This window comes from Pseudomonas sp. TE3895 (assembly GCF_056278855.1).
In genome coordinates this window covers 1,890,722-1,903,570 of sequence record NZ_JBWBQE010000001.1, presented here as the reverse complement: position 1 = coordinate 1,903,570, position 12,849 = coordinate 1,890,722, and the positions used below count along the sequence as shown (strand labels likewise).

The window sequence follows — 12,849 nt, the reverse complement described above, 5'->3', positions numbered from 1 at the left end:
CGTATGAAGAAGAGAATCGCCTTGCTGCTGGGCGCGGCCCTGCTGTTCGCAGGAGTTGCCCAGGCAGCGGAAAAACCCCTGGTGCGCATCGGCGCGCGGGTGTTCACCGAACAGACCGTGCTCGCCGAAATCACCGCGCAGTACCTGCGCGCCAACGGCTTTGACGTACGCGTCACCACCGGCCTGGGCAGCAGCATCGCTCGCCAGGCCCAGGAAACCGGCCAGCTCGACCTGATGTGGGAATACACCGGGGTGTCGCTGGTGTCCTACAACCATATTGATGAGCGTATGCCCAGCGCCGAGGCCACCTACGCCAAGGTCAAGGAGCTGGATGCCAAAAAAGACCTGATCTGGCTGACCCCGTCGAAATTCAGCAACACCTATGCCCTCGGCTTGCCGAAGCAGGTCGCCGAGGCCTACCCGCAGATCAACTCGATCAGCGACCTCAACCAGGTGCTGCGCGACGAGCGCAAGCGTAATCACCTGGTGGCTCTGGACACCGAGTTCGCCAACCGCCCCGACGGCCTGGTCGGGCTCAAGGAAATGTACGACCTGCAGGTCGGCCGCGCCAACATCCGCCAGATGGACGCGGGCCTGGTCTACACGGCCATGCACAACAACCAGGTGTTCGCAGGCCTGGTCTACACCACCGACGGTCGCCTGAGCGCGTTCAACCTCAAGCTGCTCGAAGACGACAAGCACTACTTCCCCGACTACACCGCCGCCCCGGTGGTGCGCAAGGCCGTGCTCGACGCCAACCCGCAACTGGTCGCCCTGCTCAAGCCACTGGCCGAGCAGCTCGATGACGAGACCATGCGCCAGCTCAATGCCAAGGTTGACGTAGACCACCAGAACCCGACCGCTGTGGCCGCCGCATTCCTGCGAGAGCATCCCCTCAAGGAGGTACAGCCATGAGCCTGCTCGACACGTTCGCCCACCTCGACTGGGCCCAGGTGCTGCAACTGACCTGGCAGCACATCATGCTGGTCGGCATCGCCGTCGGCCTGGCGATCCTCGTTGGCGTGCCGCTGGGCATCCTGATGACCCGCTTCCCGGCGGTGGCCGGCCCGCTGCAGGCCAGCGCCACAGTGCTGCTGACCATCCCCTCGATTGCGTTGTTCGGCCTGCTGCTGCCGTTCTACTCCAAGTTCGGCCAGGGGCTGGGCCCCTTGCCGGCGATCACTGCCGTGTTTCTTTATTCGCTGCTGCCAATCATGCGCAACACCTACCTGGCCCTGACCAATGTCGAGCCCGGTATCCGTGAAGCCGCGCGTGGCATCGGCATGACCTTCGGCCAGCGCCTGCGCATGGTCGAGCTGCCCATCGCCGTACCGGTGATCCTCGCCGGCGTGCGCACCGCCGTGGTGATGAACATCGGTGTGATGACCATTGCCGCCACCATCGGCGCCGGCGGCCTCGGCGTGCTGATCCTTACCTCCATCAGCCGCAGCGACATGTCGATGCTGCTGGTCGGCGCCGTACTGGTCAGCCTGCTGGCGATCATCGCCGACCTGCTGCTGCAAACCCTGCAACGTGCCCTGACTCCAGAAGGACTGCGCTCATGATCGAACTGAAGAACCTCAGCAAAACCTTCAACGTCAACGGCAAGGACGTCAAAGCCGTCGACTCGGTAAGCCTCACCGTCAATGAAGGGGAAATCTGCGTGTTCCTCGGCCCGTCGGGCTGCGGCAAGAGCACCACGCTGAAAATGATCAACCGCCTGATCACGCCCACCTCGGGCCAGGTGTTCATCAACGGCGAAGACACCACCGGCCTGGACGAAGTTACCCTGCGCCGGCACATCGGCTATGTGATCCAGCAGATCGGTCTGTTCCCCAACATGACCATCGAGGAGAACATTACCGTGGTCCCGCGCCTGCTTGGCTGGGACAAGCAGAAATGCCACGAGCGGGCTCGCGAGCTGATGCACATGATCAAGCTCGAACCCAAGCAGTACCTGCAACGCTACCCGCGCGAGCTGTCTGGCGGCCAGCAACAGCGTATCGGCGTGATTCGCGCCCTGGCAGCAGATGCACCCGTGCTGTTGATGGATGAACCGTTCGGCGCGGTCGACCCGATCAACCGCGAAATGATCCAGAACGAGTTCTTCGAAATGCAGCGGGCGCTGAACAAGACTGTGATCATGGTCAGCCACGACATCGACGAAGCGATCAAGCTGGGCGACAAGATTGCCATCTTCCGTGCCGGCAAGCTGTTGCAGCTGGATCACCCGGATACCCTGCTGGCGCACCCGGCGGATGATTTCGTCAGCAATTTTGTGGGCCAGGACAGCACCCTCAAACGCCTGTTGCTGGTGCGTGCCGAGGATGCAGCGGACAACGCGCCGTCGGTGAGCCCGGAAACACCGGTGGGCGACGCGCTGGAGCTGCTCGATGAGCACGACCGCCGCTACGTGGTGGTGACCGATGCGCAAAACAAGGCCTTGGGCTATGTGCGCCGGCGCGACATGCACCGCCAGCAAGGGACGTGTGGCGATTTCCTGCGGCCGTTCAATGCCACGGCCTCGTACGATGAGCACTTGCGCATCCTGCTGTCGCGCATGTACGAGTTCAACCGCGCGTGGTTGCCAGTGCTGGATGCCGAGCAGGTGTTCTTGGGCGAGGTGACGCAGGAGTCGATTGCCGCGTACCTGAGCTCGGGGAGATCGCGGGGGGCGAAGAGCAGTATCGTTTCGCCGGCCGAGGCGGTGGTTTCGTAATCGTCGGGGGCGCTTTGCGCCCCTTCGCGGGTAAACCCGCTCCTACAACGGCCTGTGTTCAATCCCCGATGTATGTCCACCACCGATCATGTGTAGGAGCGGGTTTACCCGCGAATACGGTGGTGGCGGCAACGGTGAACGACTGGTGAAAATTGGCCAGCAGGCCCGGCCCTTTCGCGGGTAAACCCGATCCTACAAGAGCGAGCGAAGGGCCGCAAAGCGGCCCCGGCAGTCTCGATCAAAACCCAACACTGGCCTGCACGTAGAAGGTCCGCGGCTCACCCACGTAAAGGCCGGCATTGTTGTCACTGGAGCGGGTGAAGTACTGCTTGTCGAACAGGTTCTTCACCCCCGCCGCCAGCTTCAGGTTGGACAGTTCAGGCCCGAATTCGTACCCACCGCGGGCATGCCAGGTCACATAACCCGGAATATCGCCATACTGCCCGTCAGCACTCGGCTCGGTGATGTAGTCGCCATTGAAACTGCCATCGGCATTGATCCCGGTTCCCGGCGCACGCTGCTTCGATTGGGCATAGGCGTCCAGGTTCCAGGTCCAGCGGTTAACTGCGTAACGCACCCCGGCAGTGGCCACCTGGCGTGAATAGAACGGCAGGTCTCGGCCCTTGAACCCTGGGATATCCCCTTCATAGGTTGCGCGGGTATAGGTGTAGCCACCGCTCACCGACAGCCCGTCCAGGCGCGGGTCCAGCCCGGCAAGGTCATAACGCACCGAAGCCTCGATACCCTGGTGCTTGGTCGCACCGAGGTTGGTCCAGCCCACGTCGTTGCTGATGTACTGCAGCTCATCATCGAAGTCGATGTAGAACGCCGTCAGCTCACCGGCAAAGCCGCCATTGTCATAACGGGTACCGATTTCGTAGGTCTTGGCTTTTTCCGGCTCCAGGCCATTGGCCGTACTGTTGCCAGAACCGCCCTGGCCCAGCTGGAAGTACTGCAGGCTACCGAACGAAGTCTCGTAGTTGGCGAATACCTTCCAGGCATCGGAAACGTGGTACATCACGCTCAGTGCCGGCAAAGGCTCATTGCTGGTGATGCTGCGCTTCTTCTCGGCTACCGGGCGGTTGTTGGCGTCCAGCACCGGGCGGTCGCGCCAGTCGGTATTGATGTGCTCGAAGCGCACGCCAGGGGTGATGGTCCAGTTGCCCACGTCGATCTTGTCGTCGATGTAGTAGGCGCTGGCCTCGGTGCCGCCACTGCGGTCCTGGAACACGTGGCCGTCGGAAGTCGGGGTCACCGTCGGCACGTTGTCGATCAGCGCCAGGCGAGTCGATTGTTCGCGCATCGCTTCCTTCAGGTAACGGTAACCGACACTGACTTCCTGGGTGGTTGGGCCGGCAAAGAAGATGCGCGACACACGGGGTTCGATGGCAAAGGTGTGGTAGTTGCGCGGGTACGACGACAACGTCTTCATGTCCCGCGAGGCGATGGTGCTGCCGCGGAAGCTGTCGGTGTAGTAGGTCAGCACTTCGAACTGGGTGGCATCGTCGAGCTGCCGCTGCCATTTGAACGACACATCCTTGCGCCGGCCCGCGAAGTAGTCGTAATCGCGCAGCGACTGGTACGGGTTGCTGTCGTATTGGGCCTGGGTCAGGCCACCCGGCATGTCGGCACGGCCATCGTAATAATGGAAGTTGAGCCAGAACTCATCGACATCGGTTGGCGCCCAATGCGTCTTGAGGATAACGTCGTCGATGTCGTTGCCGTTGTTGCTTTCACGGTAACCGTTGCCATTCACCCCGGTGTACAACAGCGCCACGCCCATGCCATTGTCGGCCGTGCCACCAACGAACGCTGACTCGGTGTGTTTCCAGCCACCGTGCTGGGAGGTCTCCAGGGTGGTGGACAGCTCTGCCGAGGCCTTTTCCGGTATCGCCCGGGTTACAAAGTTGATCACGCCGCCCACGTTCTGCGGGCCATAGCGCACCGAGCCGGCACCGCGCACGACGTCGATGCTGTCGAGGTTGCCAGAGGAAATCGGTGCCATCGACAGCTGTGGCTGGCCATACGGCGCGAAGGCGGCCGGGATGCCATCGATCAGTACCGTGGAGCGCGGCGACAGGCGCGAAGTAAGGCCGCGTACGCCCACGTTCAGCGACAGGTCGCTGCCACCGGTCCCGTTGGAGTCCTGCACTTGCACGCCGGGGATGCCGCGCAGCACGTCGCGCACGTTCATTGCGCCCTTCTCCACCATTGCCTCGCGGCGTACCACGGTGCGTGCCCCAGGGTGGTTCTGTACCACGCTCTGCTGGGCATCACCCAGCCAGTCACCGACCACCTTGATGTCGGTGGGGGCCAGCTCCAGGCTGCCGCTGCCCAGGTCAAGGGTAGTCGGCAGAGGCTTCACCACAACGGTGTCCCCGGACATCTCGTAGGTGAGCCCGCTGCCTTGCAACAGCTGTTGCAGCGCCTGCACCGGCGCCAGGTTGCCCGATACCGCCGGGGCCTGTTTGCCGGCGACCAGCTCGGGGCTGAAAAACAGCTGCAGGCTGGTTTGCTGGCCGAGCTGGTTCAGCGCCGAACCCAATGGCTGGGCCTGGATGTGGAGGGCATTAGCGGCCTCTGCGGCCTGGCTGCCAACGGCCACAGTACTGACCGCCAGGGCCAGCGCCAGGGCGCGAAAGCGTGGGAGAGGTTTGTTGTTGTTCACGTCGTCGAAACATCCTGGAATGCGGAATAAACGCCAACCGCGTGCAAATGGAAATGCTTGGCAGTTGCAGCTGGCGAGGAAGACGAACGAGTGAAAAAAAACCTGAATCTATTTGGCGATTATTTCGCTGGAGCCGTCTTCATGGGCTTTGATGGCCACCGGGAGGATGCTCGGCAAGGCCCGCAGCAGAGCGTCTGTATCGTTGGTACTGAAGGTACCGGACAGGCGCAGCCGGGCGACTTTCCCAGGGGCGACCCGCAATGGCTGGCGACGGTAGCGCGAGGTTTCGGCCACTACTTCGGCGAGGGTTGCGTTGTCGAACACCAGCTTGCCCTGTCGCCATGCGGTCATGGCGCCGGTGTTGACCGCATAGGGTGCGGCGACCAGGCCCTGTGCATCTATATGCGACCCCTGCCCGGCCGTCAGTTGCGCCAGCGAGGCGCCCTTGCCCTGCACCCGCACCGACCCCTGTTCCACCGCCACACGGGTGCTGGCTGGGTCCAGGCGGACGTCAAAGCGGGTACCTGTGACGATCACACTACCCTGGGCAGTGTCGACCACAAACGGCCGGCTACTGTCATGGGCGACGCTGAACATCACTTCACCGGCGTTCAGGCGCACGTGCCGCCGGCCGGCGCTGAACTCGACCTGCAACTGCGTGTTGCCATTGAGCTCCAGATGCGAGCCATCCGGCAGTTCGACCTGACGGCGCTCATTGAAGGCCGTCTGCAGGCTGCCTTGATGGTTCAGTTGCAGGTGGTGCCAGCCGCCCCAGCCCAGGCCCAGCGCCACTACCGCAACACTGGCGGCCAACGCCTGGCGCATGAAACGCCGTCGTGGTAGCTGCTGCACCGGGTCTGGCTGGCACAGCGCCTCCAGGTGCTGGCGTGGAATGAAGTCGGCGGCCTGCCACACGCGGCAGAGATGCTCATATTCTTCCCGGTGGTGCTCGTCGCTCGCCAACCAGGCATGCAACTGCTTGTGCAGCCCGGCATCCCGAGGTGCATCCTGCACGCGGGCGAACCATGCGGCCGCCTGCTCGCGGACGGCATCGGTACCGTGCTGTTTCATCGAAAAGGTCTCCTGACTCTTCATGCCGACACATCCAGGTGCTCACGCAGGTGCCGGAGCGTGCGGATCATATACTTTTCGACCATGTTCTTGCTCAACCCCATGCGCTCGGCAATCTCGGCCTGGGTCAGGCCTTCGAGCTTCTGCCAGATGAACACCTGCCGGCAGTTGAGTGGCAGCTCGGCCAGGGCCCGCTCGACGCTGTCGGCCAGCTCCAGGGCATGCACGTAGGCTTCCGGGTCGCCACTGCCGGTTGCGCCTTCTTCGAAGGCTTCCCGCTCCAGGGCCTGGCGGCGGTCTTCGCGACGGAAGCCATCCACGGCGATGTTGCGCGCAGCCTGATGCAGGTAGGCGCGTGGCTGCTCAACCTGCTCGCGCGGGGTTTCCAGTACCCGGACAAAGGCATCGTGGGTGAGGTCCTCGGCCTGCTGACGACTGCGCAGCTTGCGCGTCCAGGTGCCGATCAGCTCATGGTAATGGTCGAGGAAGCCTTTGTGTCCGGACACGGTCGGGGTCATCAGGGAGGCAGATAAGGGTGCGAATAGTAATGTTTCGCATCAAAAGCAGCAAATCCGCCAGTCGGTAACAAAAAATTTATGGGCGATTTCCTGTACGGGGGTACCAGGAAAATGTGGCCATAAATATGAACACCTCCGGCCCTTTCGCGGGCAAGCCCGCCCCCACATGGAACGCGTATCCCCTGTAGGAGCGGGCTTGCCCGCGAAGGGCCCAACACGCTCCATTCCACAATTTTTTACGCTTGAAAGATCGCAGGGAACATCAGCCGGTCACACGAGTCGGTTATTCAAATGGCTGGTCGTCGATCCACGTCGATCACGCCCGGATTGCCTGTTGATTCTGCATTCTTCACGCCCTAAAGTGCGCGCCGAACGTCCATGCTGGAAACGATCCATCCGGCTCAAGTACTGAGTAGGCGAACCAAAGTGGGGATACGGAGGACGTTCAGTTTGCAGCCACTTAATCTTTCAGTTTGCCCATGGAGTCCCTGAGCATGTCGATCCAGGTCGAAGACTATTTCGCGCGTGAAACCTTCCAGAAAATGAAGGCGTTCGCTGACAAGCAGGAAACCCCGTTCGTACTCATCGACACCCAGATGATCAGCCAGGCGTACGACGACCTGCGCGCCGGTTTCGAATTTGCCAAGGTCTACTACGCAGTCAAGGCCAACCCGGCCGTGGAAATCATCGACCTGCTCAAAGAGAAAGGTTCGAGCTTCGACATCGCCTCGATCTACGAGCTGGACAAAGTGATGGGCCGCGGTGTCAGCGCCGACCGCATCAGCTACGGCAACACCATCAAGAAGTCCAAGGATATCCGCTACTTCTACGAGAAGGGCGTGCGCCTGTACGCCACCGACTCGGAAGCCGACCTGCGCAACATCGCCAAGGCCGCACCGGGCTCGAAAGTGTATGTGCGTATTCTGACTGAAGGCTCCACCACTGCCGACTGGCCGCTGTCCCGCAAGTTCGGCTGCCAGACCGACATGGCCATGGACCTGCTGATCCTCGCCCGCGACCTGGGCCTGGTGCCATACGGCATCTCCTTCCACGTGGGCTCGCAGCAACGCGACATCAGCGTATGGGACGCCGCCATCGCCAAGGTCAAGGTAATCTTCGAACGCCTGAAAGAAGAAGACGGCATCGAACTGAAGCTGATCAACATGGGTGGTGGCTTCCCGGCCAACTACATCACCCGTACCAACAGCCTGGAAACCTACGCCGAAGAAATCATCCGTTTCCTCAAGGAAGACTTCGGTGACGAACTGCCGGAAATCATCCTCGAGCCCGGCCGTTCGCTGATCGCCAACGCCGGCATCCTGGTCAGCGAAGTGGTGCTGGTCGCACGTAAGTCGCGTACCGCCGTCGAGCGCTGGATCTACACCGACGTGGGCAAGTTCTCCGGCCTGATCGAAACCATGGACGAAGCCATCAAGTTCCCGATCTGGACCGAGAAGAAAGGCGAAGCCGAAGAAGTGGTCATCGCCGGCCCGACCTGCGACAGCGCCGACATCATGTACGAGAACTACAAGTACGGGCTGCCGCTGAACCTGGCCATCGGTGACCGCCTGTACTGGCTGTCGACCGGCGCCTACACCACCAGCTACAGCGCAGTGGAATTCAACGGTTTCCCGCCGCTGAAGGCTTACTACCTGTAATGCACAACGGGGCCGAAAGGCCCCGTTTTCATGTGCGTGCTGTCGATGCTGGCCTCTTGGTGGGTAAACCGTACAACGGCCTGCGCCCAACCACCGATGCGTGTGTAGGAGCGGGTTTACCCGCGAATACGGTAGCGGCAGCAACGGTGAACGGCCAGTGGAAATTGGCCGGCACAGTCAACCTCACTCACCACGCCGATCGATCTCCTCGGCATACCGCGCCGCAAAGGCCATCAACACCGGCCCCGCACCCTGCAGGGTTACCAACGCAGCACGCAGGAAATTCATGTTCCCCGCAACCCGGGCCTGCTCCAGCCACTGCCCTGCCTCGGCCAACTGCCCACGCTCGACCAGCACCAGCGCCAGGCTGAACATCCCACGAAAATCCCCCGCCTCGGCCGAACGCCGATACCAGCGCACCGCCCGCGCCGGGCTGGGTGCCGTGGCAATGCCCTGCTCCAGGTAACGCCCATACAGGTTCATCGATTTGGCATGCCCCAGCTGCGCAGCCTTCTCGTAGCACATCAGTGCCTGCACCTGATTGGCCGGCACCCCACGCCCGGTCGCCAGAAGGTTGCCCAGGTTATACAGGCCCCAGTCCAACCCGGAGTCGGCCGCACGGGCGTAGTGAACGGCAGCCTGCGCCAAACTCACCTCGCCGCCCCAACCATGCTCCAGGCAACGCCCGAGCATGTTGTGCGCCATGGCACTGCCACTCTGTGCAGCGATACCGAACCAACGCCGGGCAACCGTGGCATCCTGCTGGATGCCACACCCATCCAGCAGGATCTGCCCCAGCAGCAACTGCGCCTCGACCACGCCCTGCCCCGCTGCCGCCAGAATCGCCTGGGCGGCCTTGCCGGGGGTTTCCTCGAGCATGGCCTGCAAGCCGGCCACATCCACCACTTCCTCACGTCGCAGCAAGTAGGACACGACTCAGACCTCAGCCCAGCGGCGCAGCAAATTATGGTAGGTGCCCGTCAGCTGCAACAGCGAAGGATGGTCCGGCACATCGGCAGTCAGTTGCTGGATGGCGTTGTCCATCTCGAACAGCAGCGCCCGCTGGCTGTCATCGCGCACCAGGCTCTGGGTCCAGAAGAATGCGGCATAGCGTTGGCCACGGGTTACTGGGTTGACCTTGTGCAGGCTTGTGCCGGGGTACAGCACCATGTCACCGGCGGCCAGCTTGATCTGCTGCACGCCATAGGTGTCCTGGATCACCAGCTCACCGCCGTCGTAGCTTTCCGGGTCGCTGAGGAACAGCGTGGAAGACAAGTCGGTACGCACCCGCTCCGGGCTGCCCTTGGGCTGGCGCAGGGCGTTGTCGATGTGGAAACCAAAGTTGCCGCCATCGCGGTAGCAGTTGATCAGCGGCGGGAACACCTTGTGCGGCAAGGCTGCCGACATGAAGCGCGGGGTCTTCCACAGGCGGTCGATCAGCGCAGTGCCGATTTCCTTGGCCAGTGCATGGCCTTCCGGCAGCTGCAGGTTGTGCTTGGCCTTGGCCGACTGATAACCCGCCGTAACCTTGCCATCGGCCCAGTCGGCCCGCTCCAGCGCCTCGCGGATACGGGCCAGTTCATCAGCGTCGAACAGGCCTGGAATGTGAAGCAGCATGGCAACAGCACCGTTAGGAAATGTAAAGGCTCAATGATATTGATTCCCTTTTACGCTACACAAGCCCCATTCGCCACTTAAGACGTTTCAGCGGCATGAAACCGTAAAGACAAATTGTAAAGATTGTAAATTCTTCACGAATGGTAACGAGTCTCAATTGTTAGTCAAAATTGCTTACATTAAGATCCACCGCCTCAATACCTTGGGGAAGGTTCTTTGCAATGCGCCAGTACGTACCATCTGCTGTGAGTTCGCCACGCCTGATCGTGTCTGCCATCGGTGTCGCCCTGAGTGCCTCGTCGGTCTATGCCGCCGATCCGGCCGCCAGCAGCGCCATCACCCTCGATGCCACCAGCGTCAACGGCAAGGCTGAACAAGCCAGCACCGATTACAAGGTGGACAAGGCCGCCTCGCAGAAGTACACCGCGCCGCTGGTAGACACCCCGCGCTCGATAACCGTGATCCCGCAGCAAGTGATCAAGGACACCAACGCCCTGACCCTGCAGGATGCCCTGCGCACCGTGCCAGGCATTACTTTCGGCGCTGGCGAAGGCGGCAACCCGCAAGGTGACCGCCCGTTCATCCGCGGCTTCGACGCCCAGGGCGATACTTACCTGGACGGCGTACGTGACACTGGCGCCCAAACCCGCGAAATCTTCGCCATCGAATCCGTTGAAGTGGCCAAGGGGCCGAACTCGGCCATCGGTGGCCGCGGCGCGGCCGGCGGTACCATCAACCTGGTAAGCAAGCGCGCGCATCTGGGCAACTCGCTGGACGGCGCCTGGACCTGGGGCAGCGACCAGACCCAGCGCTACACCTTCGATGGCAACTACCAGTTCAGCGATACCGTTGCCGGTCGCCTGAACCTGATGACCCACGAAAGCAACGTCGCCGGCCGCGACAAGGTCAACTACGACCGCTGGGGTATCGCCCCGTCGCTGGCCTTTGGCCTGGGCACGCCGACCCGCGTCAACCTTGACTACTACCACCTGGAAAGCGACGACCTGCCGGATTCGGGTATCCCTTACAGCATCCCCGTTACTGGCAGCGCTGCCCGTACTTCGGCGCACCCGAGCAAGCCGATCGATGGCGGTGACAGCGACAACTTCTACGGCTTAACCGGTCGCGACTTCCGCAAGAGCCGCGTGGACATCGCCACTTTCGCCATCGAGCACGACCTGACCGACTCGCTGACCATCAAGAACACCCTGCGTCACGGCAACAGCATGCAAGACTACGTGCTGACCCAGCCGGATGACAGTGTCGGCAACGTGAACAACAATGGTGTATGGCGTCGTGCCAACACCCGCGTGGGTAACACCGCCACCACCACCAACCAGACCGACCTGTTCGGCGAGTTCTTCGTCGGCGGTTTCAAAAACAACTTCTCGACCGGTATCGAACTCACCAAGGAAGAATCCGACCGCCAGAGCTACACCGTCACGCCAAACAGCAAGCTCACCTGCACCGGGCCTGGCAATGGTGGTAGCTGCACCTCACTGAGCGACCCTAACCCGGACGACACTTGGGACGGCACTGTCTCGCGCAACTACGCCGGCACCAAGACCAGCGGCAAGACCCGAGCGATCTATGTCTTCGACACATTGGAGCTCACACCCCAATGGCTGCTGAACATGGGCCTGCGTTACGACCATTTCGATACCAAGTTCCGCACCTACGACGCCAGCGGCGCAACCGTCTTGAACAAGAACGGCGTACCCACCAAAGGTCGCGACAAAAGCGAATTCTTCACGGGCCAGCTGGGTCTGGTGTGGAAGCCAGCCGAGAACGGTAGCATCTATATTTCCTACGCCACCTCGGCGACACCGCCAGGCGCAATGCTCGGCGAAGGTACCGAGACCAACTCACTGCCAGGTACAACCGACCGCAGCGGCAATATTCTGGGCAGCGACCTGGAACCAGAAGAAACCACCAACTACGAAATCGGTACCAAGTGGGACTTACTGGACGAACGCTTGTCGCTGGCAGCGGCGCTTTTCCGCACTGAGAAGGAAAACGCCCGCGTTCAGGTGGACACCACTACCTACGAGAACGTCGGCGAAACTCGCGTGCAAGGTATCGAACTGTCGGCCAGCGGCAAGCTGACCGACAAGTGGCAGGTGTTCGCCGGCTACACCTACATGCAGGCTCGCCAGATCGACGGCGGCCCGGTGGGCAAGGCCAACGACGGCAACCAGCTGCCGAACACGCCAAACAACAGCGCCAGCCTGTGGACCACCTACTCGATCACGCCAAAGCTGACCGTTGGCGGTGGTGCGTTCTACGTGGATGACGTGTACGGCAGCGTGGCCAACACCACCATGGTCGACAGCTACGTACGCTACGACGCCATGGCCGCCTACAAGCTGACCAAGAACGTCGACCTGCAACTGAACGTGCAGAACCTGACCAACGAGGTGTACTACGACAAGGCCTTCTCCACCCACTTCGCCAACCAGGCGGCCGGGCGGACGGCACTGCTGACCACCAGCGTGCACTTCTGATGTCTGGGTTGGGTTGATCTGTTGAAGGGCTGCGCCTGTGCCGGCCCTTTCGCGGCTAAAGCCGCTCCTGCGTTGCCGGTGCAGGAGCGGCCTT

10 protein-coding genes are annotated in these 12,849 nt (G+C 61.9%); 5 read left to right on the top strand and 5 right to left on the bottom strand.

All coding sequences use genetic code 11. The annotated features are described in order from the left end of the window. Nucleotides 1-3 precede the first annotated feature (3 nt). The 3 genes from ACZ889_RS08550 to ACZ889_RS08540 are packed head-to-tail and all read left to right on the top strand — an operon-like array spanning nt 4 to nt 2,719. Nucleotides 4-915 (top strand): glycine betaine ABC transporter substrate-binding protein, encoded by a 912-nt coding sequence (locus tag ACZ889_RS08550; RefSeq protein WP_004575997.1) that lies wholly within the window; start codon nt 4-6, stop codon nt 913-915. Next, a complete protein-coding gene (locus ACZ889_RS08545) occupies nt 912-1,565 on the top strand; it encodes an ABC transporter permease (RefSeq protein ID WP_003248487.1) in 654 nt (217 codons plus the stop codon). The genes ACZ889_RS08550 and ACZ889_RS08545 overlap by 4 nt, the downstream gene beginning before the upstream one ends. Continuing rightward, nucleotides 1,562-2,719 carry an osmoprotectant ABC transporter ATP-binding protein OsmV gene (locus ACZ889_RS08540; protein ID WP_003248489.1) on the top strand — a complete coding sequence of 386 codons (1,158 nt, stop codon included), beginning with the start codon at nt 1,562-1,564 and terminating at the stop codon, nt 2,717-2,719. Before ACZ889_RS08545 ends, ACZ889_RS08540 begins: the two co-directional genes overlap by 4 nt. Before the next feature lie 238 nt (nt 2,720-2,957). On the opposite strand, the gene ACZ889_RS08535 is transcribed toward ACZ889_RS08540, so the two are convergent. The 3 genes from ACZ889_RS08535 to ACZ889_RS08525 all read right to left on the bottom strand — a co-directional run bounded on the left by ACZ889_RS08535 (nt 2,958) and on the right by ACZ889_RS08525 (nt 6,976). Further along, on the bottom strand, nt 2,958-5,387 hold the full coding sequence (locus ACZ889_RS08535; protein WP_047603301.1) for a TonB-dependent siderophore receptor: 2,430 nt from the start codon (nt 5,385-5,387) through the stop codon (nt 2,958-2,960). A gap of 108 nt (nt 5,388-5,495) precedes the next feature. After that, nucleotides 5,496-6,458: a FecR family protein gene (locus ACZ889_RS08530; protein WP_319006660.1), complete on the bottom strand. Its 963-nt coding sequence runs from the start codon at nt 6,456-6,458 to the stop codon at nt 5,496-5,498. 20 nt (nt 6,459-6,478) lie between these two features. After that, on the bottom strand, nt 6,479-6,976 hold the full coding sequence (locus tag ACZ889_RS08525; RefSeq protein ID WP_012051258.1) for an RNA polymerase sigma factor: 498 nt from the start codon (nt 6,974-6,976) through the stop codon (nt 6,479-6,481). Nucleotides 6,977-7,470: 494 nt separating this feature from the next. On the opposite strand from ACZ889_RS08525, the gene ACZ889_RS08520 reads away from it, so the two are divergent. Then, on the top strand, nt 7,471-8,634 hold the full coding sequence (locus ACZ889_RS08520; protein WP_003248498.1) for a type III PLP-dependent enzyme: 1,164 nt from the start codon (nt 7,471-7,473) through the stop codon (nt 8,632-8,634). 183 nt (nt 8,635-8,817) lie between these two features. Here ACZ889_RS08520 and ACZ889_RS08515 read toward each other — a convergent pair whose 3' ends face one another. Both ACZ889_RS08515 and ACZ889_RS08510 read right to left on the bottom strand, forming a co-directional pair. Then, nucleotides 8,818-9,567, bottom strand: a complete 750-nt coding sequence (locus ACZ889_RS08515) for a tetratricopeptide repeat protein (protein ID WP_476257309.1) — start codon at nt 9,565-9,567, stop codon at nt 8,818-8,820. A 3-nt stretch (nt 9,568-9,570) separates the two neighbouring features. After that, nucleotides 9,571-10,251, bottom strand: coding sequence for a Fe2+-dependent dioxygenase (locus ACZ889_RS08510; protein ID WP_003248502.1), 681 nt, complete (start codon nt 10,249-10,251; stop codon nt 9,571-9,573). Between the two features lie 221 nt (nt 10,252-10,472). Here ACZ889_RS08510 and ACZ889_RS08505 point away from each other — a divergent pair, with 221 nt between their 5' ends. Next, on the top strand, nt 10,473-12,755 hold the full coding sequence (locus tag ACZ889_RS08505; protein ID WP_180688816.1) for a TonB-dependent receptor: 2,283 nt from the start codon (nt 10,473-10,475) through the stop codon (nt 12,753-12,755). The last annotated feature ends 94 nt before the right edge of the window (nt 12,756-12,849 follow it).